Here is a 23,050-nt window from a genome sequence, read left to right as displayed (position 1 = left end):
GAGCAAGGAAGCATCGATGGACGCATTATCAGGAAAACATGCGCTGGTGACGGGCGCCGGCAGCGGCATCGGCCTGGCCTGCGCGCACGCCTTGCTGGACGCGGGCGCCAGGGTCACCCTGGCCGGGCGCGATGGCGCGCGGCTGGCGCGCGCGCGCATGCAGCTGGAAGAGGCGGGCCATGCGGGCCGGGTGGCCATCTGCGTGCTCGACGTGAGCGTGGAAGCGTCCGTGCAGGCGGGCTTCGCGCAGGCCGCCGCGCATTTCGGCCGCATCGATATCCTGGTCAATAACGCGGGCCAGGCGCATGCTGCGCCATTCGGCAAGACGGACGCCGCCATCTGGCAGCAGATGCTGGCCGTGAACCTGACGGGCGTGTTCCACTGCTGCCAGGCGGCCATGCCGGCCATGCTGGAAGCGGGCTGGGGGCGCATCGTCAACGTGGCGTCGACGGCGGGCCTGAAAGGCTATCGTTACGTCAGCGCCTATGTCGCCGCCAAGCATGGCGTGATCGGCCTGACGCGCGCGCTGGCGCTGGAAGCGGCGCCGCGCGGCGTCACCGTCAACGCCGTCTGCCCCGGCTACACGGAAACGGACATGGTGGCGCAAGCCGTGCAGAACATCGTGCGCAAGACGGGGCGCGGCGAAGACGCTGCGCGCGCGGAACTGGCGGCAGCCAATCCGCAGCAGCGGCTGGTGCAGCCGCGCGAAGTGGCCGATGCGGTGGCCTGGCTTTGCCTGCCCGCGTCGTCCGCCATGAATGGACAATCGATCGCCGTCGCCGGCGGCGAAGTCATGTAACAGAATGAAGATCATGGACAAAGAAAACGAAAATGTGCAGGACGAACCCGTGCTGGATCTGGCCAGCCGGCTGACGCAGGACCACCACCAGTCGCTCAAGCTGTGGCTGCGCATGCTCTCGTGCACAGTGAAAATCGAAAACGAAGTGCGCACGCGCCTGCGCGCCACCTTCGGCATCACCTTGCCCCGCTTCGACCTGATGGCGCAGCTCGAACGCTTTCCCGATGGTTTGCGCATGGGCGAACTGTCCAGGCGCATGATGGTCACAGGCGGCAATATCACGGGCATCACCGACCAGCTGGAGCAGGAAAAACTCGTGGTGCGCGTGGTCGACCCGAAAGACCGCCGCTCGTACAGCGTCAAGCTGACGCCGGCCGGCCGGCGCGCCTTCGACGAGATGGCGCGCGTGCATGAGGGCTGGATCGCCGAACTGCTGCACGGCGTGACGCCCGATGACAAAACCCGTTTGATCGACCTGCTGTCGCAGATGAAACAGCACTTGAATGAACACGATCGTGACACCATCGATAAATAAAGGAAGCACCATGCGCCATCTACCGGGCCAGCCGCAAGACCTGCCAGGCAACCGCGCCAGCCTGGCCGGCTACGCCGCGCGGCATTTTCTGTTTTCCGTCGAAGGCGGCGTGGCCACCTTGACCCTGCACCGGCCCGAGCGCAAGAATCCGCTCACCTTCGATTCGTATGCGGAGCTGCGCGAGCTGTTCCGCGTGCTGGCGCATGCGGACGACGTCAAGGCCGTGGTCATCACGGGCAGCGGCGGCAATTTCTGTTCGGGCGGCGACGTGCACGACATCATCGGCCCGCTGACGCGGCTCGACATGCCCGGCCTGTTGGCGTTTACCCGCATGACGGGTGACGTGGTGAAAGCCATGCGCGCCTGCCCGCAACCCATCATCGCCGCCATCGACGGCATATGCGCGGGCGCCGGCGCCATGCTGGCGCTGGCTTCCGATATCCGCATCGGCACGGCGCGCAGCAAGACGGCCTTTTTGTTTGCCCGCGTGGGCCTGGCCGGCTGCGACATGGGCGCCTGCGCCTTGCTGCCGCGCGTGATCGGCCAGGGCCGCGCCGCCGAATTGCTGTACACGGGGCGCTCCCTGGCCGGAGCCGAGGCCGAGCGCTGGGGTTGGCTTAACCGCCTGGTCGAGCCGGAAGAGCTGGCCGAGGCGGCGCAGCTGTTCGCCGCCGGCCTGGCCAGCGGCCCCACCTTCGCGCACGGCATGACGAAAAAAATGCTGCAGCAGGAGTGGAACATGGGCGTCGACGAGGCCATCGAGGCGGAAGCGCAGGCGCAAGCCATTTGCATGGCCACCAACGATTTTCATCGCGCCTATCACGCCTTCGTGGCGAAAGAGCAACCACAGTTTGAGGGTAACTGACATGCGTGATATGAGCTATCTGGACTGGCCGTTTTTCGAGACGCATCATGCCGAACTTGAACGCGAACTCGATGCCTGGGCGGCGCTGCACCTGGACGACGCCCATGGCGCCGACGTCGATGCGGCTTGCCGCGCGCGGGTGGCGCAACTGGGGCAGGGCGGATGGCTGGCCTACGCCACGGGCACCGATGGCCAGATCGACACGCGCGCCATTTGCCTGATGCGCGAAACCCTGGCGCGCCACGACGGCCTGGCCGATTTCGCCTTTGCCATGCAGGGACTCGGCTCCGGCGCCATCGGCCTGTTCGGCAGTGCCGGGAACAAGGCGCGCTATCTGCCGGACGTGGCCAGCGGCAAGCGCATCGCCGCCTTTGCCCTGTCCGAGCCGCAGGCCGGCTCCGACGTGGCGGCCATGGCGTGCGCGGCGCGCCGCGACGGCGACGACTATGTGCTTGACGGCGAAAAGACGTGGATCTCGAACGGCGGCATCGCCGACTTTTACGTGGTGTTCACCCGCACGGGCGAGGCGCCAGGGGCGCGCGGCATCAGCGCCTTCATCGTTGACGCCGACAATCCCGGGCTGGAAATCGCCGAGCGCATCGCCGTCATCGCGCCGCATCCGCTGGCGCGCCTGCGCTTTGCCAATTGCCGCGTACCCGTGTCGCAGCGTTTGGGCGAAGCGGGGCAGGGCTTCAAGGTGGCCATGGCGACACTCGACGTGTTCCGCACGTCGGTGGCCGCCGCCGCCCTGGGTTTCGCGCGGCGCGCGTTCGACGAAGCGCTGCGCCACGCGACGGCACGCCAGATGTTCGGCCAGACTCTGGCGGACTTCCAGTTGACGCAGGCAAAATTGGCGCAGATGGCCACCGGCATCGATGCGGCCGCGCTGCTGACCTACCGCGCCGCCTGGCAGCGCGACCAGGGCCGCAAGGTGACGAAGGAGGCCGCGATGGCCAAGCTGACGGCCACGGAAACGGCGCAGCAGGTGATCGACGCGGCCGTGCAGCTGTTTGGCGGCATGGGCGTCGTCAGCGGGCACCCGGTCGAGCGCCTGTACCGCGAAATCCGCGCGCTGCGCATCTATGAGGGCGCCAGCGAAGTGCAGCAATTGATCATCGCGCGCGAACTGCTGCGCGAGGCGGGGAACGCATGAACGGCAAGAACAACGAGGAGAACACGATGCAAGTGCTGCAACCAGCGGGATGGGCCAGGCCGCGCGGCTATGCGAACGGTATTGCCGCCAGCGGACGCACGGTGTACGTCAGCGGCATGATCGGCTGGGATACGCAGGGCCAGTTTCATACGGATGACTTTGCGGGACAGGTGCGCCAGGCGTTGCAGAATGTCGTCGCCGTGCTGGCCGAGGCGGGCGCCTTGCCCGAGCACATCGTGCGCATGAACTGGTATGTACTGGACAAGAAGGAATATGTGGCGTCATATCCACAAATCGGCGTTGCTTACAGGGAAATCATCGGCAAGCACTTCCCGGCCATGACGGCCGTGCAGGTGGCGGGACTCATCGAGGACAGAGCGAAGGTCGAGATCGAGGTGACGGCGGTGTTGCCTGAATGAATTATTTTTATCAAAATTATATTCTTTTGCGCTAAAATAAGAAATATAAAAACAATATCTGCTATGTTATATTTGGCAACCGGAAAATACGCCGGCTTCAAATACTGACAGTCGAGGCAGATGATGCACAATAATTTTAAGGCAGTAAGAAGTGTGGTGCTGGCCGTGGCCGGTATGGGTGTTTGCCTGGGCGCGCAGGCCGGAACCGGCACGTCGCTACTGTCTCCTGGCTATCAGGCGCAATTGGAAACTTGGCTCGGAGAGGGCCGTCTGGCGCTGACGAATATCTACAGCAAGGCGGCGGGCGACACTTCGCTCGATTTCCATAAGGCCTCCGATGGCAAGGGGCGCACATTTTCCGTTATGGAAGCCACGAATTCATCGGGCAAGACGTGGCTGGTGGGCGGCTACAATCCACAAAGCTGGAGCTCGACTGATGGCATGCATGTGACCATGGAGGACAGCGAGCGCACGGCCTTCCTGTTCAATCTGACAGCGGGCTTCATGCTGCCGCAGTTGAAGCAGTATTTCAGCGGAGATGGCTTGGGCAAGGATCAGACCTTCAACGGTGCCAAGGCCGGTCCTACCTTCGGCGTCGGCCATGACCTCTACGTTCCCGAGAATCTGACCAATGGCGGCTCGTCCTACTTGTATACCTATAACCACTACGGTCAGCCGACGATGGGCTATAGCCTTCTGGATGGCTCCGTCTGGAAGGGGGCTGACATCACTTATGGCGCCATCCAGGTATTCAGCATCAGCGCCATTCCCGAGCCAGTCACCTATGCGCTGCTGCTGGCGGGATTGGGCGTGCTGGGCGTGGTTCGCCGCCGCAAGCGCGCGCTGGCCTGACGCGTCGCAGTCAAAAATGCCGTCCGCTTGCCACGCTGTCCATGGCGGGCGCCAGCCTGTATAATGCCGCTGCGCGTGTCGCCATCGTACAATGGATAGTACAAGGTCCTCCTAAGACTTAAATGCAGGTTCGATTCCTGCTGGCGACACCACATCCACGCAACGCGCGCCGGTGGCCTGAGTTCATGCTGGCCGCAATGTACTGGTTGTGCCGAGTTGTCGGTACAATGCGTGCTTCATTCATCCAATCGGCAGCTGTTTGGCGTACCACGCGGTGCGCGCGAGGCGGCGCCCGTACACCTTTACTCATTATGGCTGTCATTTCTCTTTCATCGGCGCAACTTGCGTTCGGTCACGTCGCGCTGCTCGATCACGCGGAATTTTCACTGGAAACCTCGGAACGGGTCGGCTTGATCGGCCGCAACGGCACGGGGAAATCGTCGCTGTTGAAGGTCATTTCGGGCAAGTTCAAGCTCGATGATGGCTTGCTGGTCATGCAGCAGGGCATCAAGATCGCCTATGTGGAGCAGGAACCGCAATTCGATCCGGACATGTCCGTGTTCGACGCCGTCGCGTCCGGCATGGGCGAGTCGCAGGCCTGGTTGAAGGAATACGATGCGCTGACGGGCCAGTTTGGCCAGGGCAATGACGACGAACTGATGGAACGCATGCACGACATCCAGGTCAAACTCGATGCGGCCGATGCGTGGAGCTTGCCGAACAAGGTGGAAACCGTGCTCGACCGCTTGAACCTGACGGGCGACATGCTGATGAAAACCCTGTCTGGCGGCATGCAGAAGCGCGTGGCGCTGGCGCGCGCGCTGGTGTCGGCGCCCGATGTGCTGCTGCTCGATGAGCCGACCAACCATCTGGACTTCAGCTCCATCCTGTGGCTGGAAGGTTTGCTGCGCGACTTCAAGGGCAGCGTGCTGTTCATCACCCATGACCGCTCCTTCCTCGACAACGTTGCCACGCGCATCATCGAACTCGACCGCGGCCGTTTGCTGTCGTACCCGGGCAACTTCACGGCTTACCAGACACGCAAGGCGGAGCAGCTGGAAATCGAGGAAGTGGAAAACGCCAAGTTCGACAAGTTCCTGGCGCAGGAAGAGGTGTGGATACGCAAGGGCGTCAAGGCGCGCCGCGTGCGCGACGAAGGCCGCGTGCGCCGCCTGGAAGCGCTGCGCCTGACGCGCAATGCGCGCCGCGAACAGCAGGGCCAAGTGAAACTGGACGTGTCGGCCGGCGAACGCTCAGGCAAGATCGTGGCGGACCTGGAAAACGTTTCGAAGATCTACGGCGACAAGGTCATCGTCAAGGATTTCAGCGCCACCATCTTGCGCGGCGACAAGGTTGGCCTGATCGGCGCCAACGGCGCCGGCAAGACCACCTTGCTGAAAATGATTCTGGGTGAAGAGCAGTCGGACACGGGCACCATCCGCCTGGGCACCAAGCTGCAGGTCGCGTATTTCGACCAGATGCGCACGCAGCTGAACGAAGAGGCGAATCTGATGGAAACCATCGCGCCAGGCAGCGACTGGGTCGAGATCAATGGCCAGCGTCGCCATGTGATGACGTATTTGAACGATTTCCTGTTCGCGCCGGAACGTGCGCGTTCGCCCGTCAAGTCCCTGTCCGGTGGCGAGCGCAACCGTTTGCTGCTGGCGCGTCTGTTCGCCAAGCCGGCCAACGTGCTGGTGCTCGATGAGCCGACCAATGACTTGGATATTGATACCCTGGAATTGCTGGAAGAGTTGCTGGAAGAATACACCGGCACCGTCTTCCTCGTCAGCCATGACCGTACCTTCCTCGACAACGTCGTCACGCAAGTGATCGTCGCCGAAGGCGAGGGCAAGTGGCGCGAATTCGTCGGCGGCTACACGGACTGGGAGCGCGTGCGCACCTTGCCGATCGCCACGGCGCCGGCCAACAAGCCGGCCGTGAAGGTCGAGGCCGCCGCACCCGTTGCCAAGCAGAAAAAGCTCAGCTACAAGGAGCAGCGCGAGCTGGAAGAGTTGCCGAAATTGATCGCCAAGCTGGAAGACGAGCAATCGGTGCTGGCCGCCGAACTGTCGCATCCGGACTTCTACAAGAAGACGCCGGCCGAAGGCAAGCGCCTGAATGCGCGCGTGGCCGAGATCGAAGGCGAACTGCTGGAAGCGCTGGAAAAGTGGGAGCAGATCGAGGCGCGCGCCAACGGTTGATTGTTTTCTGCCTCTCCTGTTGTAATTAAGTTAGGATTATTTGCCACGGCAACGGTTCTGCTTGATATAATTATATAATTATATTTTTTACATCGGGGGATGCATGTTTGTTATCAAAAACACGCGCTCCGGACCACCGCGTCCGGCGCGTGGTTTCATCTCCGGTGCGCATCAGTATGTTTGACCGCGCCGCCTTGCCCCGGGTAGCGCCATTCTTGGCCTATCTCTCCTTTATCTTTATCGCAGACATGCTGGGCCGGGCGGGCTTCGCCGCGCAGGACTTGCGCTGGCTGTACGCCGTCAAGATCGGCGTCGTGCTGGGTATGTTGCTGTACTGGCGCCGCAGCTACACGGAACTGGCCTGGGTGCCATTGGGCGCGCGTGCGCTGGCCGCGGCGCTGGCCACCGGCATTGTTGTTTTTCTGCTGTGGATCAACCTCGATGCAGGCTGGATGACGATCGGCAATGCGGACGGATTCGACCCGCGCAATGATGGCCAGGTCGAATGGAGTCTGGTGGTGCTGCGCATCGCCGGCGCGGCTCTCGTGGTGCCAGTGATGGAAGAGCTGTTCTGGCGCTCTTTCCTGCTGCGTTGGATCGATGCCCCTGATTTCCTGAAATTTCAGCCACGCCTGGCCAGTGCCAAGGCTTTTGTTGTCAGCGTGGTACTGTTTGGCTTCGAACACAATTTGTGGCTGGCCGGTATCGTTGCCGGCGCCGCCTACAGTTTGCTGTACATGCGCAGCCAGAACCTGTGGTCGCCCATCCTCGCCCATGGTGTGACGAACGGCGTGTTGGGCCTCTGGATTATTTCTGGCGGCCACTGGACTTACTGGTAATATTGCCAACCAACTGTTTGCTCTTTCAAAGACAATGCCCATGTTGACTTCACCGTATCATTGCCAGGCCCATATCGGGCAATCCGGATTGCAGCGCAACCGTTTGGCCTCGGTTCTGGCCCGCATATTGCCCGCTACGCTGTTGGCAGCCGGTGGCGCGGCATGCAGTTTGCCGGCTGGCGCCGCCATCAGCGATACGATTTCGCCTTTTATTGCGACGTCGTACTCGTATGACGATAATTTGTTCCGCATCGATGACAATGTGCCCGGTTTTGATGGGCAGCGTTCCGACACCTCGCGCCAGGTGCAAGCGGGATTCCGGATCAATCGTCCCATCGGCCGGCAGTTGCTGACGGGGCAGGTAAAGTGGTCACGCGTCTACTTTGATCATTTTGACCAGCTCGATTACACGGGCAAAGACTATCTGGCTGATCTCGAGTGGCATATTGCGAATCACCTCGAAGGCCACCTGGGCGCCAGCTATGCACAGACACTGACGCCGTTCAGCGATTTGCGAAGCTCGGAACGTAACCTGCGCACGATACGCCGCGAGTATGCGAATGGCGGCTGGCGCTTTCACCCCAGCTGGCGCGTGCGGGGGGGATTCTCACGCGATCGATATAGTTATGATTCGATTGCGCAAAGATTTTCCAATAGGCAAGAAGATGCCATTGAACTGGGCTTCGATTATTTGCCTGCCAGCGGAAGCCGGATCGGCATACAGCTGCGCCATTTGAAAGGGAGCTTTCCGAACCGGGCAAACCTGGCCGCGTTCGGTATCGAGCAGGGGTATGAGCAGGACGAAGTGAAGGCGAATATTTATTGGAATCTCAGCGGCGTGACGCAAATGCAGTTGCTTGGCGGCTGGGTGAAACGCAAGAACGAGCTATTTTCCGGGCGTGATTCCAGCGGCGCCAATGGGCGCATCACTGTGAACTGGGCCCCGCTTGGCAAGGTGCGTTTTACGGGTAGCCTGTGGCATGAATTTGCAGCAGTGGAAAATTCCCTGATTACCAGTAGCTTGAACAATGGCGCCAGCCTCGCTGCTGCCTGGGATATCTCGGCCAAAGTGCGCATGGATGCGCAACTGCGGCGCGAGAAACGCGATTTTTCCGCGGCGAGCGGCTTGGTGCTGCCCGTCAATGTCGACGACACCACGAAAACGGCCAGCATCGGTCTGACGTATGTGCCGCGGCCAAATATTCAATTGGGCGTCAGCGCATTCCGCGATACGCGCAGAGGCGCTCCCATTATCAACACAGGTAGTTACCGTGCCAAAGGCGCTTCCATTAACGCCAGCATTCAGTTCTGATGAGTATTATGACGGTCAATGATATACCCCTGATTTCGTTTTTCCAGCGCATCCTCGATCCTTTGATCATCATGGGCACGCTGTATTTGTTGTCCGCCTTGTCGGGCTCGCCCTTTACCGGTTATTCGCTGGTACTGATGATACTGGCGTTTTTTATTTCATCGTCGGTGTTTCAATATGTTGATCCGTACCGTACGTGGCGCAGTGGCCGCATGCTCGCCTACGCGCGCGATATCTTTGTCAGCTGGACCATTACCGCCCTGATTCTGATCTTTCTTGGCTCGGCGACGGGGCTGGCGTTCCATTTCGACCGCGAGCTGGTACTGGCCTGGTTTCTGCTGACGCCATTCATATTGCTGCTCAGTCATCTTGCCGCACGGCGCATGGTGGCCGATCCCGGCCGCGACAGCGAAGTGCGCTCGGTCGTCATCATCGGGGCCAATGACGCCAGCCTGAAGTTTGCCACGACCGTAGAGCGCAATCCGAACCTGTTCATGAACGTGCGGGGGTTCTTCGACGACCGTACCGATGACCGCTGGCCGGAGAAAATGCGTGAACCCATGCTGGGGAAGATGGCCGATATTGCCGCCTATGTGCGCGAACACAATATCAAGATGATATTCATCAGCCAGCCGATTTCAGCCCAGCCGCGCATCCGCAAGATGCTCGATGAATTGCAGGATACGACGGCATCCGTGTATTTCCTGCCGGATATCTATATCTTCGATCTGATGCAGGCGCGTTTCGACAACGTAGGCGGCATGCCGGTGATCGCCATCCGCGAGTCGCCGTTCACGGGCTTTAACAGCATGGTCAAACGTGGCAGCGACATCGTGCTGGGCCTGCTGATCCAGATCATGTTGTTGCCAGTGATGCTCGTCATCGCCATCGCCGTGAAGATGACCTCGAAAGGTCCCGTGATTTTCCGCCAGCGCCGCTACGGCTTGTATGGCGAGGAAATTATTGTGTATAAATTCCGCTCGATGACGGTCAGCGAGGATGGCGACAAGGTGGTGCAGGCCACGAAAAACGACCAGCGCGTCACGCGCATCGGCGGTTTCCTGCGCCGCAGTTCACTCGATGAATTGCCGCAATTTATCAATGTGCTACAGGGCCGCATGAGCATAGTCGGGCCGCGTCCCCATGCTGTGGCGCACAATGAGCAGTATCGTAAGTTGATCAAAGGCTACATGCTGCGTCACAAGGTCAAGCCCGGCATCACGGGATGGGCGCAGGTAAATGGTTTGCGCGGCGAGACAGAAACCCTGGACAAGATGGAAGCGCGCATTCATTTTGACCTCGACTACCTGCGCAACTGGTCACTCTGGCTGGATCTGTGGATTATCATGCGCACGGTGAAGGTTGTGCTTAAACGGGACAATGCCCATTGAGTGAAGTGACCGAGCAACACTGCATGGAATTTGTTTTGCGTCAGATCAATACGCGTTAAAATGAAGCAAGCATTCGAAGTACGGACCCATGGTCTGTACCGGCGAATCGGGCGTAATGCAAAGAACAATAGCAGAAGGCGCGACAGCATCATGTAGCGGCAGGTGGCGACGCGTATTGCTTCGGTTGCCTTACCGGCCGCCGGCTTGGTTCGCACGGCTTCGCCATCTCACGCACCGGTGTTTGTCCATGCTGCGCTTCAGACTACGGCCCCATCCTCGCCGATCCTGCCCGGGAACGCGTCGCTACAGCGTTCTTACAGGAAAACTAAATTCGTACCAAGTACAAGAAATGCTATTTTTAAGCCTGAGCAGATAAAGAATGACAGGCGTCTGGCTGTAAGTTTTCTTGGAAACAGTTGTTTTTAAATCTGCTTAATGGATTTTTAAGCAAATAGTTTCCGGCTGCTCTTGTACATTGTGTATCATATTTATAATATTGACAATTGTGTGGTCTAGTCCCATAATTCCATGAGAAATCTGCTATTTTGGCAATATTTTTTGATAGTATAGTTATATTTTTTGTCATTAAATTGTCGTGAGCGATTTCTTTTCTGAACTAAAGGAGTAATTTTGAACCTCTTGCATAAACAACGTTGGAGTGTGCACGTGCCGGGACTGAACTCTCGTATGCTGTGTTCGGCCTTGGTCTTGCTGACCGCTGTAGGTATGGCCGCGTGTGGCAACAAGGAAAAGAAGGCCGGGCAGGCACTGGCAAGTGTGAATGGCGAGGAAATTACTGTTCTTCAGCTCAATGAAGAGATGCAGCGTGCCAATGTACAGGCTGCGCAGCAAGATGCTGCGAGCAAACAACTGCTGGAATCGTTGATTGATCGCCAACTGCTGTTGAATGAAGCGGTCAAGGAGAAAATGGACCGCGATCCCAAGGTCGTGCAGGCGGTCGAGCGCGCGAAGTCCTTGATCATTGCGCAGGCCTATATGCAGAAAAAGATCGGATCGCTGCCCCGTCCGGGCAAGGCCGAGGTGGAAGCGTATTTTGAAAAGAATCCGCAATATTTCACCCAGCGCAAGCAGTTCGATATGCGCGAGTTGATTATTGCCAGCGCCGATATGAATGATGCGCTGAAGGCCGCAATGGACGCGGCCAAGTCGCTCGATGAGGTGGCAGCCTGGCTCGATACGCATCAGGTGAAGTATGGTCGTACGCAACTATCCCGTTCGAGCGCCGACTTGGCGCCAGAGCTGAGCGGGAAGTTGCTGGCCATGCCGAAAGGGCAGTTATTCATTATTCGCGAAGGTGACCGTACCTTGCTGATTTCGCTGGCCGATATCAAGGATAGTCCTGTGACCTTGGCCCAGGCGGCGCCGCAAATCGAACAGTTTCTTACTAATAAGAAAACCAAGGATGTGGCCGATGCTGAGCTCAAGCGTTTGCGCGCAACGGCAAAGATCGAATATTTGAACCAGCCTGCGGCGGGCAAGGACGCGGCCTCGACAGTTACGCCGGCGACGCCGGCGTCAGCGCCTGCCGGGCCGGCCGCAGTGTCGAACGACGTGAATGAACGTGGAGCAGCCGGGCTGAAGTGATGCCAGGTATAAGATGAACGCAAATTTTTATGGAAGCAGGCAAATCATGAAACGACTTGCAATGTGGATAATGGCAGCCTTTTTTGCGCTGACCGCTGGTGTGGCCGGTGCCGCCGATGTTTTGCTCGGTGCAGGCGATGTGCTGAAAATCTCCGTGTACGGTAGCCCGGACCTTGGTCTGGAAACCCGCGTCAGCGAAGCGGGTGAGATCACGTTTCCTCTGGTTGGCGCCGTACCCATCGGGGGGCTTTCCGTTGCCGCTGCAGAAAAGAAAATTGGCAACCTTCTCGAAGGTGGCGGTTTTCTGCGCAAGGCACAGGTCAATATCATCGTAACGTCGTTGCAGAGCCAGCAGGTATCCGTGCTGGGACAGGTGAATCGCCCTGGACGCTATCCGCTCGAAGGCAAGCGCAGCCTGATGGATGTGCTGGCAATGGCGGGCGGCTTTACAGCCGAAGCGGGCGATACCATCAATCTGATCCGTAAGCGCGATGGCAAGACCAGCAAGGAAGTGATCGACATTATCGAAATGGTGCGCGCCGGTTCACTGGACCGTGACGTTGATCTGACTGGCAATGACGTGATTTACGTGGAACGCACGCCGCGTTTCTATATCTATGGAGAGGTACAGCGACCTGGGACCTTCCGCCTCGAACGGGGAATGACCGTCCTGCAGGCGCTGTCTGTCGGTGGCGGCCTGACGCAGCGTGGCACGGAGCGCAGCATGCGCATCAAGCGTCGCGATGGCGCAGGTAAATTGGAAACGATTGAAGCGAAGCACGATGATCTTCTGCAAACAGACGACGTCGTTTATGTCAGGGAAAGCCTGTTTTAATTTGCGTCGCGCACGTCCGGATAATTTGTCTGAATCGATTTCTCTGATATGAGAGCTGTACCATGAATTTTTCACAATTTTTACTGATCCTGCGTGCGCGCAAATGGATATTGATCATTACCTTGCTGATTACGGTGGGGGCGACCGTTATCGTCAGCGCGCTGCTGCCCAAGACATACAAGGCATCGGCGTCGGTATTGATGAACTACAAAGGTATTGATCCCGTTACCGGGATGGCGATGCCTGGACAGTTGTTACCCGGCTACATGGCAACGCAGATTGATATTATCAGCAGCAAGAATGTTGCACTGCGTGTAGTCGATCAATTGCACCTGGCGGAAAGTCCAGCCGTGATTGCGCAGTTTAATGAGGCCTCGAAGGGCGTAGGCAATGTGCGTGACTGGCTTGCCGAGTTACTGTTGGCCAAGCTGGAAATTGTTCCGTCGCACGAAAGTAGCGTGGTCGACATCAGTTTCAAGGGCAGCGATCCGCAATTTGTTGCAGCTGTAGCCAATGCCTTTGCTGACGAATATCAAAAGACCAGTATTCAACTTAAAGTCGATCCCATGAGAAAGGCATCGACGTATTTCACGGAACAGACGAAGCTGTTGCGCGATGCCCTGGAGAGCGCGCAAAGCCGTCTGTCCGAGTATCAACAAAAAAATGGCATCGTTAGCCTTGATAACCGTCTCGATGTCGAGTCGAACCGCCTCAACGACCTGTCGGCGCAGTTGGTCGCGGCACAAGGGTTGGCAATGGAAGCGACGTCGCGCCAGCGCATGGCACAGGGCGGTGCCTTTGCCGAATCGCCCGACGTGGCGGCCAACCCGCTGATCCAAAGCCTGAAGGTGGGGCTGGGTAGCGCTGAATCCAAGCTTGCCGAGATTGGCCAGCGACTGGGCACCAATCACCCGCAGTATCAGTCTGCAAAGGCTGAAGTCGATAAATTACGCAGCGACCTGAAGGAAAGCTTGCGCGTCACGTCAAACAGTGTCGGCAATAACGCGCAGATCATGTCGCAGCGCGAAGGTGCCATTCGTGCCGCGCTTGCCGCGCAAAAGGCGAAAGTGCTGGAATTGAACCGTACCCGGGACGAGATGGGCGTTTTGCAAAAGGATGTGGAAAGTGCCCAGCGTGCTTTCGAGGCGACGTCGCAGCGCTTGTCCCAGACGCGCCTGGAAGGGCAATCTGAGCAGTCTGATATCTCGCTGTTGAATCCGGCAGTGCCACCCAGCCAGCCGGCGGGCCCCAAGGTCTTGTTGAATACGGTACTAGCCCTGTTCCTTGGCACAATGTTCGGTATCGGTGTGGCCTTGCTGGCTGAAATGCTGGATCGCCGCGTGCGTTCTGAAAATGATCTTTCCGATGCCTTGCAGTTGCCCATGCTTGGCAGCATTGCCTGGAATGCGCCAGCCCGCACACGGGGGAATCGTTTCTGGTCGCTGTTGCCGCGCTCTTTGCGCGCAAATTAATTTTTCTTGGAAAGCATCATGAATCCAGTCCCACATTCTGTTCAGACCACCCCAACCCTGCCGCGTGGCGGCGACTCGAGCATTGGCGGCTTGCTGCTTGAATCGGGCAAGATTTCGCCTGAAAATGCCGAGCGCGTATTGCGCATGCAAAAAGAGCTGGGCATTCGTTTTGGCGAAGCCGCGCAGCGCCTTGGGCTTGTGACGGAAGCCGATATTCAGCAAGTTCTGGCGCGCCAGTTTGACTACCCTTATCTGCAAGCGGGGCAGGGGGATTTTTCCGACAAGCTGGTGGCGGCCTATCAGCCATTCAGTGCCCAAGTGGAAACGTTGCGCGCTGTGCGCAGTCAACTCATGTTGCGCTGGTTTGCGCGCGGCCATAAGGCGCTGGTCGTGATGTCGGTTAACCCAGGTGAAGGTGCGAGCCTGTTCGCCGCTAACCTGGCCGTGGTATTTTCACAGCTTGGGGAGCATACCTTGCTGGTGGATGCCAACCTGCGTACGCCGCGTCAGCATGAGATCTTTGATTTGAAAGGCCGGCAGGGGCTGTCGGACATGCTGGCCGGACGCGCTGATCAGGGGGCCGTTACTAAAATCGACTCTTTTGTCGATCTGTCCGTACTGGGAGCCGGCACGCTTCCTCCAAACCCGCAGGAGATGCTGAGTCGTTCGCCGTTTAGCGGACTCAATGCGCAGCTGGAGTCCCGCTATGATGTCGTGCTTTACGATACCTCCGCTTTTTCCGTTGGTTCCGATGCCTTGATCACGGCAACCCGGGCTGGAGGCGTGCTGCTGGTGGCGCGCAAGAATTACACGCTATTGCATGATATCCATGCGATGACGGAGCAAATGGTACAAAGTGGCGTCGAAGTCGTTGGTTCCGTGCTGGTAGATTTTTGATGAGTGCGCTTAGCCATCCTGCATCGGTGCGTGACAAGTTGCCGTCGCGCGCGATCATTCTGGAATGGTTGCCGATCATTATTGGCTTCCTGGCGCTGTACCTGCCATCTTTTTACTCGCTTTTCCATGGCATTTGGGCGACAGAAGACCAGGCGCATGGGCCGATCATTTTGGCGCTGTCCGTGTGGCTGCTGTATCACCAGCGTGCCAAGCTTCTGGAACGTGCCGATCCCCGCGGCTCTCCTGTGCTGGGTTCGTTCATGTTCATCTTTGGCCTGCTGCTGTATGTCGTCGGCGTCTCGCAACAGATCCTGGCGTTTGAGATAGGCTCCTTTGTCGTCGTTACGATGTCGATTGTCTGCTTCAAGTTTGGCGCGGCGTCGCTGCGCGCCGTGTGGTTCCCGTTTTTCTTCATGTTTTTCATGATCCCATTGCCTAGCGCTATCGTCTCGGCATTGACGCTGCCAATGAAAATCGCCGTTTCCTATGTCACGGAACACCTGTTGTTCTGGGCCGGCTATCCCATTGCACGCAGTGGCGTGATTCTGCAGATCGGACAATATCAATTGCTGGTTGCCGATGCCTGTGCCGGTTTGCAGACATTGTTGACGCTTGAGGCACTGGGCCTGTTCTACCTGAATCTGGTGCGCCATACTTCACCGTTCCGTAATATCGTCCTGGCGACGCTGATCATTCCGATTTCCTTTACCGCCAATGTGATACGCGTCATGACGCTCACGCTCATTACATATTATTTTGGTGATGCCGCAGGTCAAGGTTTCCTGCATGGTTTTGCCGGCATGGTGCTCTTCATCAGCGCATTGATATTGATTATTAGTCTAGACACCTTGCTGCAATGGATAGTGCGACGCGGCAATAGCAAACGCAGCCAGGAAGGCCAGCCATGAATACGCATACACAAGTGAGCAAGGCCTGGATCAGCGGCGTGATACTGGGCTTGTGCATGTTGTTCGCATTATGGCTCGGGCAGCGAGCTACCCCCACGATCCGCATCGCCGACAGCCGGCCGAAAATTATGCTGGAAACGGCGATTCCTGCTGCATTCGGCGACTGGCAGGAAGACCGTGCGCAGATTTCCGCCGTTGTCAATCCAACGGCGCTTGAGGAAATCAACAAAATTTATAACCAGACCCTGACGCGTACCTATGTCAATCGTGAAGGCGAACGCATCATGCTATCGATTGCCTATGGAACTGATCAGAGCGACAATTTGTCGATTCACTTCCCCGAAGGCTGTTATGGTGGTCAGGGCTTCGCGGTCGGCCCCACCACGCATGAACCACTGGATACGGTAGCAGGCAGCATTCCAGCCTCGCGTCTGGTAGCGGCTTTAAATAATCGCAATGAGCCGATCATTTATTGGGTCGTGGTTGGCGAGAAGGCTGTTAACGACATCTGGCAGATGAAAAAGGTCAAGGCTGGCCTATGCGCTGGATGGCCGCATTCCTGACGCTACTCTGATGCGCGTATCGACGATTACGCAGGATAATGAGCATGGCTTTACTTTAGCCCAGGATTTTGTCAATCAGATGCTGTCTTCCATGACACCGGCGCATCGTCGTCATTTCTCGGGCCAGGGCAGCTAACGCTTGCCTGGCGAGGTTGCCTGGTTTGCAGCCCAAACTATCATTGTGGTGCGAGCTTGCACCCAAATTGGAATCAAGATGAGTTTTTTTCGAGCTAAGTTGAGCCCGGCAGGTGTGCCGCAAACGAATTCCTCCCGCCGCAAAAACGCGGGCTTGCGCATGCCGGGCGCCTCTACCGTATTGATTGCGCTAGGCGTGGCTTTCCTGGCGCTGCTGCTCGGTGCTGTGGTGGCGCTCGGTTCGAATCAATTGACCCTCATTCTTGCCGGTATCATGCTGATCGTGCCGGTAGTCGCGGTGGTCAACACGAAAAATTTGCTGCCGGTCCTGTTTGTGTTTACTTTCCTGGTGCAGGGCATGGCGCAGTATGCGTTCAACCTGCGTTTGGCGGCGTGGCTAGGCAGTGGCCTCGGCGCCCTGTTTTTCGCCCGAGCCGTTCTTGAGCTGAGTTCCTTCAATGGACGCCGCGAACTGGCGCCGAAGCCCGCTTTCGGCGCCAGCGCCGTCATCGTTGCCTCATTCCTCTACTTGTCCTTCTTTTTCTTCGGCATGGCCATTGGGCACCTGAGTTTGCCCAAGATGATTTCCGCCTTTCGCTTTTGCGTACCCATGTTCGGCGTGTTGTTTGCGCTGTACTGGTTTGAATGGCCGTTGAACCGACTCCAGACGCTTTGGAAACTGATCGCCATCATCACAGTGATCCAATTGCCAATTGTAATTTACCAGCATTTCTTCATGATGAGCAGCCTGGGTTGGGATGGGGTCGTTGGCTCTTTCGGACTGGGCATGAGCGCTACGTTGGTCTTGTTCAGCACGAGCGGCCTGCTGTATGTGGTGGCGCGCTGGGTGCGCGGCCTGAGCGGGCCTTTGCTGCCGGCTGGCATGCTGGCGGTGGTTCTGGCAATCAGTATCCTGGGTGAAGTTAAAGCAGTTTTTGTCTGGCTGCCTTTGGCCCTCTTTTTGATCCTGCGCCAGCGCGTGCTGAAAAACATTTTTGCCTTTGTTACCTTTGGCCTGTTTATTGGCCTGTTTATGGGGGGCACATATGGCGCCTACAAGGCACTGTACTGGGGCGACGTGATCGGTGGCGGCAAGACGGTGGAAGAAAAGCTCGACCGGACGGGCGGATATTTCTTTGATCCGCGCAGCGTCAACTACACCACCGGCGAGGTGGGGCGCGGCGCCTCCATGTATCTTTGGTATCGCGACCCCATGCCGACCCTGGTGGAGCGCCTGGTCGGCTACGGGCCGGGCGCAAGCGCGACGAATGCAGGTACGGGACAAGGTATTGTCGCGGTGCGTTATCGTCGCCTGGCCATCAACGCCACGGCCATTTCCGCGTTGCTATGGGATGTCGGCGTCCTCGGCTTGCTGGCCTTCCTTGCCATCCCGCTGACGGGTATCGTGGCGGGTCTGCGTTACGTGAAATTCTCGGGGGCCGATCCGGAACGGCTGGCGATAGTGGATGTCAGTACGGTTACAATGATCATGCTCAGTACGACAGTGATCTACAACCGTGCCTTGCTTGATGAATCCACCTTGCAATTGCTGATGTTTTTCAGCCTGGGCTGCATTGTGCATTTCTGCCGTTACCGTCATGCGCATGCGGCAGCTGTTCAGCCGCTTCAGAAGCCGCGCACAGCGCGTGCCGGGGCACTGCCGGGACGATGAGCCATTCGCGCAGCAGTTTTAATAATTTGCTTAAAAACAGTTCGATGATGTTTCTGCTGAACATAGCTTCAGCAGGCGTCAGCGTACTTGCCATTCCACTCAGCCTGAAGATCATCGGTATCGCCGCATTCGGTCACCTCGTGTTGGTGCAGTCAATTGCGCTGGCCGTATTCACCGTGTGCAATTTTCAGTATTGGCAGGGATTGCTGATTGAGTTGCCCGGCCGCCGCTTGTTGCCGCAGGCACTCAGTGCGGCTGTCTGGAAAAGTGCGCGTTTCGAGCTGCTCGCGGTGTGCGGGGTCATGGCCGTGATGCTGATACTTAAGCTGTTTCAGCTAAGCCAGCTAAGTACCTTTTCTTTGTCTCAGCTGATATTGCTGGCCTTGGCGGCCATCTTTCCTATTGTGGGTACCCCCACTGCTTATTTTCGCCTGATTAACAAATATCAGGTGTTGATGCTGGCTGGTTTGCTGAGCAGTCTGTTACGCCTGCTGTCACTATTTTTGGCAGCGCATTTTTCGCCAAGCGCATTTATGCTGGTGCTGGCCTATTTTGTGCCGGAAGCACTGCGCTGTGCGGGCCTCTTCTTATATATTCACCTGGCCAGGAAGGGACTCGATGGCAGCCTCGAGGCCAGCACCGTGGATCAGAGGCGCATAGTCAGAGCTGGGCGCTGGAGTACTTTCCAGGCGATCTGTGACTTGCCTGTGGCTCAGCTGGACCGCGTGATACTGGGTTTTTCGCTGTCGGGAGAGTACCTCGGCGTATTTAGTATCCTGAAGCGGATTTATGCCCTGGTGAATATGGCCAGTGCCCCGTTCTATTCAGCCTCCATTCCCGAATTTGCTTCACGCGTCAACGCGGGCGACGTGCGCGGTGCTTTTACGCTCTGGCTGAAAACGCTGCGCGTGCTTTCAGGCGTTTCGCTGGTCGCCGGAGCGCTGTGCTTTGCTAGCCAAAAATTATGGATGCCGTTGATATTTTCTGGCCTGCAGAGTTATCCATGGGAGTTCGCCGTGGTGCTGGCCAGCGCCATGCTGGCGGGAACCTTTGTAACGACTCATGCCCTATATTGGTCGCTTGGCAAGTTGCGGCAGACGACTATTATCGCGATAGGGTCGAATGTCTTTTACCTGATGATGTTATGGCTGCTGACTTCGCACTACGGCCTGCTTGGCAGTGTCAGCGCATTTCTCGTGCATGTTTCTCTTGTGGCCATATTAAAAATATTCTTACTACGGCGTTTGATGCCTCAATAAATATGATACCTAAGCTAATACATTATTGCTGGTTTGGCGATGGACAGATGAATGGCTTGCACGAGCGGTGCGTGGCATCATGGAGAAAATACTGTCCCGATTATGAAATCAAGCTATGGAATGAGAGTAATTCCAATTTGGATAATGCCTATTGTCGCGCGGCGATCAGGCAAAAAAAATGGGCATTTGTCGCCGATTGGGTTCGTTTTGACGCACTGGTGGCGCATGGCGGCATTTATCTGGATACCGATCTCGAATTGATCCGTCCGATTGATGAGTTACTAATTGGCGTGGACTGCCTGCTGGCACGCGAAAGCAAGCGTTCTATCGCCACCGCATTTATCGCCTGTCAGGCTGGTGATTTGACGATGCAGCATGCGCGCAGTCTTATTGCTGATGAGCTAAGCAGGCGCCAGATGTTTGCCACTTCACCGCATATCCTCAAACGCGCGGTCGCCCTGGCAGGCGAGGACCATAGCAGGATTCTGGCGCCCAAGTCGTTTTATCCGTTTAATCCGTATGATCCCGATATCGCGCGCAATCCCCGGCAATTCATGTATGCGGACGTTACGGCGGAAACCTATGGCGTACATCACTATGGATTACATGGTTCCTGGGCCGATGGGCGCCTGCAGCGGCTGCTATCCCGTGCCTTGGCAAAATTTGCTATTCGCCGTAAATGGCAGATTTCCTTCAATCCTTTTCCGGGAAACTGGAATTAATATTTTGATATTCGTTCGCTTGTTGGTTAGTCATGCTTAAAGCGCTATATTTATCCATATTTCACATTTCATTTTCGTAAATGGTTGCTTAAGTCGCATTCTAAGCGGCTTTGCGCATATATGATTTTTGTGGGGGTGGTTGTCTCTAAGCGACAGTTATTTACAATTCCTTGGTGTATAGTGACGGCTGAATGCAACATTAATCAGGTGTTTCTGGCGCTGCCGTTTTTCCCTGTTGCCGTTGTTTTAATTGAAGAAGTTCCCCCTTGAGTCCGATATGTTCACTGGTGAGTTGACACCGGCAAGCCTGACTGCAGTCTGGGAGGCGCTTATCATGCCCTTCACCTCTATATCAGGAGATATCAAATGCCTACAAGAATAATGACCAGTTCGGGCTTGTTGCTGGCCAGCCTGCTGGTGACTTGTTTGCCCAGCCGTGCAGACTGGGTCATGTCGGCCACGCCAGGCATCGTACGCCCTGCGCCAGATCAATTACAGACTCAGCCGCAAAATCCCCCTTCCATCACATGGGCGCGTCATCGGACTTATCCGGCGCAATATGTGGTTGAAATCCAACGTAAGGGCGGGACGACTACCTCCTATACGGTCAGCCGCAATTTCATCCTGCTAGCGCAGCCCCTTGAGGCTGGCCAGTATGCGTGGCGGGTGCGCCCTCTGAGTTCGGTTATCGAATGGTCGGATTGGCGTGGTTTCATGATTGATGCGACATCCAAACAATTTGTCGTGCCCGAGAATAATAATATTGGTACGGCGATACTTGCTCACCCACGTCCGCGGCAACTGGCGACCAACTTCCAGTTGGCAAGCAACTGGTCCGCTGCAATGCGCGCAGATCGCGGCGGTGCCCTTGCCAAGCTCACTACCGAAGTGAATACGCGCATGATTTCACTGGCGCCGGTATCTAATGCGAACTTCCCCCCCTTGTCATCGACGGCAGGCGCCGCGGCAATTTCCGCCCAATATGTGCTGGTGTCGAATACGATGGGGAGCGTGATACGGCAGATGGAAGCTGCGGCGCTCATGTATCGACTCACCCTCGACAAGAAGTATCTGCAGGAAGCCATTGCGCGAGGCGACCAGATCGCTTCGCTCGATCCCGAGGGCGCAACCAGCTTTGCGGCGCAAGACCAGGTGGCGCGCATGATGTCGCTGGTGCTGGCCAAGGGGGCCGACTTGCTCTGGAATGAGCTGGATACCCCACGGCGCAAGGTCTGGATGGACATGGCGATTCTGCGTGCGCGCCCAATCTACGATAATCTGGCGGTGGGCAATGGCCGGCTTGACCAGACACCGCTGGACTCGCACGGTATCGAGGCACTTGGCTACCTAAGCCTGATTTCTGTCCTGGCACTGGGCGAATCACCTGAAGCGAAGGTCTGGCTCGATTTTGCAGTGCGCTCATATGCGCACTTGATCCATGTCTGGAGTGGCGCCGAAGGGGGCTATTCCAATGGCACGGCGTATGCGCAGTACACGATCGACATGCAGATGCAAGTGTGGCAGCCACTGGCCCAGGCAACCGGCATCAACCTGTTTGAAAAACCATGGGCAGCGGGCTTTGCCAGTTTCTTCATGCAATTCACTCCGCCTGGCACCCCTAGCCATGTGTTTGGCGACGTACATGAAGGCGTGCCTGATCAGGCATTGATGAAAGCGTTCATCTCGCGCCAGAAAACGCCCGCTGCGGCGTGGTTTGTCAACAACACGGTGGGAGAGGAAAATCCGATTACGTTGCTGCAGGCGCCGTATCCCCTGCCAGTGGCAACAGTGACCGCCCCGGCGCCGCCGCCGAATGCGATGCTGTTTCCAAGTATCGGCTGGGTGGCCATGCATAGCAGTATGGCCGACCGGGCGCGCACTTCCGTTTTCTTCAAGTCCAGTCCGTATGGCTCCTATAACCATAGTCATGGTGACCAAAATAGCATCGTGATCAACAGCGGTGGCCGCAAACTGCTGACGGAGGCGGGTTATCAGGATTATTTTGCATCGCCGCAAGCGATGAGCTGGTATCGCACCACCAAGGCGCACAATGCTGTGACGGTCGATGGCGGGCTGGGCCAACCAGTCGCCGGCACGCTGGAGTTGCTGGATCGCAAGGGGCGCATTACTGCCTTCCACACGTCGCCGACGCTGGACTATGCCGAAGGCGATGCCTTGCCCGCTTACAACGGATTGTTGACGACGGCTTTACGCAAGGTCTGGTATTTGCGCGGTCAGGATATGGTAGTTGTGCTTGATACGCTCGCTTCGGCGACACCGCGTATTTTCGAATGGAACCTGCATGCTGCCGCGCCCATTACCTTTACCACTGCCAATGCGGCAAAGATCGTCAACGTTGATCGCAGCCTGTGTCTGCAATCATTATCGACTGACGGTACGGCGCTGGCCAGGCGTTTGAGTCCGCCACCGAAGGTCGGTACGATAGAAGACCACGCGGCCTTCGTCAAACCGGCTGCGGCATTGAAAGGCGAGTTTCTGGTGGTGCTCGATGTGGGTTGCAAGGGAATCAAATCGCAGCTGACGCAAACGTCGACAGGACGACAACTCACCGTGGGCACGCAGTCTATCGTCTTGCCTTGATGCAAACTTGAT

General features: G+C 57.4%; 21 protein-coding genes and 1 tRNA gene. All 22 read left to right on the top strand.

Features of this window, described 5'->3' with window-relative positions:
- Positions 1 to 16: 16 nt before the first annotated feature.
- The 22 genes from AC1Q6X_RS07520 to AC1Q6X_RS07415 all read left to right on the top strand — a co-directional run bounded on the left by AC1Q6X_RS07520 (position 17) and on the right by AC1Q6X_RS07415 (position 23,038).
- Complete coding sequence (locus AC1Q6X_RS07520; RefSeq protein ID WP_492496165.1) at positions 17 to 799, top strand: SDR family NAD(P)-dependent oxidoreductase; 783 nt, start codon at positions 17 to 19, stop codon at positions 797 to 799.
- A gap of 13 nt (positions 800 to 812) precedes the next feature.
- Positions 813 to 1,334: a MarR family winged helix-turn-helix transcriptional regulator gene (locus tag AC1Q6X_RS07515; RefSeq protein WP_492496163.1), complete on the top strand. Its 522-nt coding sequence runs from the start codon at positions 813 to 815 to the stop codon at positions 1,332 to 1,334.
- A gap of 10 nt (positions 1,335 to 1,344) precedes the next feature.
- Complete coding sequence (locus AC1Q6X_RS07510; protein WP_492496161.1) at positions 1,345 to 2,199, top strand: enoyl-CoA hydratase family protein; 855 nt, start codon at positions 1,345 to 1,347, stop codon at positions 2,197 to 2,199.
- 1 nt (position 2,200) lies between these two features.
- Positions 2,201 to 3,352 (top strand): acyl-CoA dehydrogenase family protein, encoded by a 1,152-nt coding sequence (locus AC1Q6X_RS07505; RefSeq protein WP_492496159.1) that lies wholly within the window; start codon positions 2,201 to 2,203, stop codon positions 3,350 to 3,352.
- A gap of 26 nt (positions 3,353 to 3,378) precedes the next feature.
- Positions 3,379 to 3,771: a RidA family protein gene (locus AC1Q6X_RS07500; protein WP_492496533.1), complete on the top strand. Its 393-nt coding sequence runs from the start codon at positions 3,379 to 3,381 to the stop codon at positions 3,769 to 3,771.
- Positions 3,772 to 3,891: 120 nt separating this feature from the next.
- Positions 3,892 to 4,623, top strand: a complete 732-nt coding sequence (locus AC1Q6X_RS07495) for a PEP_CTERM-anchored TLD domain-containing protein (protein ID WP_230503970.1) — start codon at positions 3,892 to 3,894, stop codon at positions 4,621 to 4,623.
- Positions 4,624 to 4,700: 77 nt separating this feature from the next.
- Positions 4,701 to 4,775: transfer RNA gene (locus tag AC1Q6X_RS07490), tRNA-Arg, on the top strand.
- Positions 4,776 to 4,934: 159 nt separating this feature from the next.
- Positions 4,935 to 6,827 carry an ATP-binding cassette domain-containing protein gene (locus AC1Q6X_RS07485; RefSeq protein ID WP_492496157.1) on the top strand — a complete coding sequence of 631 codons (1,893 nt, stop codon included), beginning with the start codon at positions 4,935 to 4,937 and terminating at the stop codon, positions 6,825 to 6,827.
- Positions 6,828 to 7,003: 176 nt separating this feature from the next.
- On the top strand, positions 7,004 to 7,666 hold the full coding sequence (locus AC1Q6X_RS07480; protein WP_180279086.1) for a CAAX prenyl protease-related protein: 663 nt from the start codon (positions 7,004 to 7,006) through the stop codon (positions 7,664 to 7,666).
- A gap of 40 nt (positions 7,667 to 7,706) precedes the next feature.
- Positions 7,707 to 8,978, top strand: a complete 1,272-nt coding sequence (epsL, locus tag AC1Q6X_RS07475; protein ID WP_099410485.1) for an XrtB/PEP-CTERM-associated polysaccharide biosynthesis outer membrane protein EpsL — start codon at positions 7,707 to 7,709, stop codon at positions 8,976 to 8,978.
- Positions 8,979 to 8,986: 8 nt separating this feature from the next.
- Positions 8,987 to 10,369 (top strand): undecaprenyl-phosphate glucose phosphotransferase, encoded by a 1,383-nt coding sequence (locus tag AC1Q6X_RS07470; protein ID WP_230503975.1) that lies wholly within the window; start codon positions 8,987 to 8,989, stop codon positions 10,367 to 10,369.
- 630 nt (positions 10,370 to 10,999) lie between these two features.
- Entirely contained in the window at positions 11,000 to 11,974 is a 975-nt protein-coding gene (locus AC1Q6X_RS07465; RefSeq protein WP_373632283.1) for an EpsD family peptidyl-prolyl cis-trans isomerase, read from the top strand.
- A gap of 46 nt (positions 11,975 to 12,020) precedes the next feature.
- Positions 12,021 to 12,809, top strand: coding sequence for a polysaccharide export protein EpsE (gene epsE / locus AC1Q6X_RS07460; RefSeq protein ID WP_180279087.1), 789 nt, complete (start codon positions 12,021 to 12,023; stop codon positions 12,807 to 12,809).
- A gap of 62 nt (positions 12,810 to 12,871) precedes the next feature.
- Complete coding sequence (gene epsF, locus AC1Q6X_RS07455) at positions 12,872 to 14,281, top strand: chain length determinant protein EpsF (protein ID WP_099410429.1); 1,410 nt, start codon at positions 12,872 to 12,874, stop codon at positions 14,279 to 14,281.
- Positions 14,282 to 14,299: 18 nt separating this feature from the next.
- Positions 14,300 to 15,178: a chain length determinant protein tyrosine kinase EpsG gene (epsG, locus tag AC1Q6X_RS07450; RefSeq protein ID WP_099410430.1), complete on the top strand. Its 879-nt coding sequence runs from the start codon at positions 14,300 to 14,302 to the stop codon at positions 15,176 to 15,178.
- Positions 15,178 to 16,086 carry an exosortase B gene (gene xrtB, locus AC1Q6X_RS07445; RefSeq protein WP_230503977.1) on the top strand — a complete coding sequence of 303 codons (909 nt, stop codon included), beginning with the start codon at positions 15,178 to 15,180 and terminating at the stop codon, positions 16,084 to 16,086. The genes epsG and xrtB overlap by 1 nt, the downstream gene beginning before the upstream one ends.
- The gene (locus AC1Q6X_RS07440; RefSeq protein WP_492496152.1) at positions 16,083 to 16,649 is read left to right on the top strand and encodes an exosortase C-terminal domain/associated protein EpsI; all 567 of its coding nucleotides are present in this window, start codon (positions 16,083 to 16,085) and stop codon (positions 16,647 to 16,649) included. Before xrtB ends, AC1Q6X_RS07440 begins: the two co-directional genes overlap by 4 nt.
- Positions 16,650 to 16,659: 10 nt before the next feature.
- Positions 16,660 to 16,785 carry a hypothetical protein gene (locus AC1Q6X_RS07435; RefSeq protein WP_492496150.1) on the top strand — a complete coding sequence of 42 codons (126 nt, stop codon included), beginning with the start codon at positions 16,660 to 16,662 and terminating at the stop codon, positions 16,783 to 16,785.
- A 78-nt stretch (positions 16,786 to 16,863) separates the two neighbouring features.
- The gene (locus AC1Q6X_RS07430) at positions 16,864 to 18,456 is read left to right on the top strand and encodes a hypothetical protein (RefSeq protein WP_492496148.1); all 1,593 of its coding nucleotides are present in this window, start codon (positions 16,864 to 16,866) and stop codon (positions 18,454 to 18,456) included.
- A complete protein-coding gene (locus tag AC1Q6X_RS07425) occupies positions 18,453 to 19,715 on the top strand; it encodes a lipopolysaccharide biosynthesis protein (RefSeq protein ID WP_099410434.1) in 1,263 nt (420 codons plus the stop codon). Before AC1Q6X_RS07430 ends, AC1Q6X_RS07425 begins: the two co-directional genes overlap by 4 nt.
- A gap of 47 nt (positions 19,716 to 19,762) precedes the next feature.
- The gene (locus AC1Q6X_RS07420) at positions 19,763 to 20,437 is read left to right on the top strand and encodes a glycosyltransferase family 32 protein (RefSeq protein WP_218963616.1); all 675 of its coding nucleotides are present in this window, start codon (positions 19,763 to 19,765) and stop codon (positions 20,435 to 20,437) included.
- A 381-nt stretch (positions 20,438 to 20,818) separates the two neighbouring features.
- A complete protein-coding gene (locus AC1Q6X_RS07415) occupies positions 20,819 to 23,038 on the top strand; it encodes a heparinase II/III domain-containing protein (RefSeq protein WP_492496146.1) in 2,220 nt (739 codons plus the stop codon).
- Positions 23,039 to 23,050: the final 12 nt, after the last annotated feature.

The sequence above is a fragment of the Janthinobacterium sp. GW823-FHT06H09 genome (assembly GCF_058794735.1).
The sequence above is the reverse complement of the archived record's forward strand: the minus strand, read 5'-3'. Positions and strand labels throughout refer to the sequence as shown.

Excerpts from the sequence above, each read along its gene's own strand:
- epsE (WP_180279087.1), top strand. The coding sequence starts at position 12,021 with ATGAAACGACTTGCAATGTGGATAATGGCAGCCTTTTTTGCGCTGACC.
- AC1Q6X_RS07440 (WP_492496152.1), top strand. The coding sequence starts at position 16,083 with ATGAATACGCATACACAAGTGAGCAAGGCCTGGATCAGCGGCGTGATA.
- epsF (WP_099410429.1), top strand. The coding sequence starts at position 12,872 with ATGAATTTTTCACAATTTTTACTGATCCTGCGTGCGCGCAAATGGATA.
- AC1Q6X_RS07415 (WP_492496146.1), top strand. The coding sequence starts at position 20,819 with ATGACCAGTTCGGGCTTGTTGCTGGCCAGCCTGCTGGTGACTTGTTTG.
- AC1Q6X_RS07435 (WP_492496150.1), top strand. The coding sequence starts at position 16,660 with ATGCGCGTATCGACGATTACGCAGGATAATGAGCATGGCTTTACTTTA.
- AC1Q6X_RS07420 (WP_218963616.1), top strand. The coding sequence starts at position 19,763 with ATGAATGGCTTGCACGAGCGGTGCGTGGCATCATGGAGAAAATACTGT.
- AC1Q6X_RS07505 (WP_492496159.1), top strand. The coding sequence starts at position 2,201 with ATGCGTGATATGAGCTATCTGGACTGGCCGTTTTTCGAGACGCATCAT.
- xrtB (WP_230503977.1), top strand. The coding sequence starts at position 15,178 with ATGAGTGCGCTTAGCCATCCTGCATCGGTGCGTGACAAGTTGCCGTCG.
- AC1Q6X_RS07480 (WP_180279086.1), top strand. The coding sequence starts at position 7,004 with ATGTTTGACCGCGCCGCCTTGCCCCGGGTAGCGCCATTCTTGGCCTAT.
- AC1Q6X_RS07515 (WP_492496163.1), top strand. The coding sequence starts at position 813 with ATGGACAAAGAAAACGAAAATGTGCAGGACGAACCCGTGCTGGATCTG.
- AC1Q6X_RS07425 (WP_099410434.1), top strand. The coding sequence starts at position 18,453 with ATGAGCCATTCGCGCAGCAGTTTTAATAATTTGCTTAAAAACAGTTCG.
- AC1Q6X_RS07500 (WP_492496533.1), top strand. The coding sequence starts at position 3,379 with ATGCAAGTGCTGCAACCAGCGGGATGGGCCAGGCCGCGCGGCTATGCG.
- AC1Q6X_RS07510 (WP_492496161.1), top strand. The coding sequence starts at position 1,345 with ATGCGCCATCTACCGGGCCAGCCGCAAGACCTGCCAGGCAACCGCGCC.
- epsL (WP_099410485.1), top strand. The coding sequence starts at position 7,707 with ATGTTGACTTCACCGTATCATTGCCAGGCCCATATCGGGCAATCCGGA.
- AC1Q6X_RS07470 (WP_230503975.1), top strand. The coding sequence starts at position 8,987 with ATGACGGTCAATGATATACCCCTGATTTCGTTTTTCCAGCGCATCCTC.
- AC1Q6X_RS07495 (WP_230503970.1), top strand. The coding sequence starts at position 3,892 with ATGATGCACAATAATTTTAAGGCAGTAAGAAGTGTGGTGCTGGCCGTG.
- AC1Q6X_RS07485 (WP_492496157.1), top strand. The coding sequence starts at position 4,935 with ATGGCTGTCATTTCTCTTTCATCGGCGCAACTTGCGTTCGGTCACGTC.
- AC1Q6X_RS07520 (WP_492496165.1), top strand. The coding sequence starts at position 17 with ATGGACGCATTATCAGGAAAACATGCGCTGGTGACGGGCGCCGGCAGC.
- AC1Q6X_RS07430 (WP_492496148.1), top strand. The coding sequence starts at position 16,864 with ATGAGTTTTTTTCGAGCTAAGTTGAGCCCGGCAGGTGTGCCGCAAACG.
- epsG (WP_099410430.1), top strand. The coding sequence starts at position 14,300 with ATGAATCCAGTCCCACATTCTGTTCAGACCACCCCAACCCTGCCGCGT.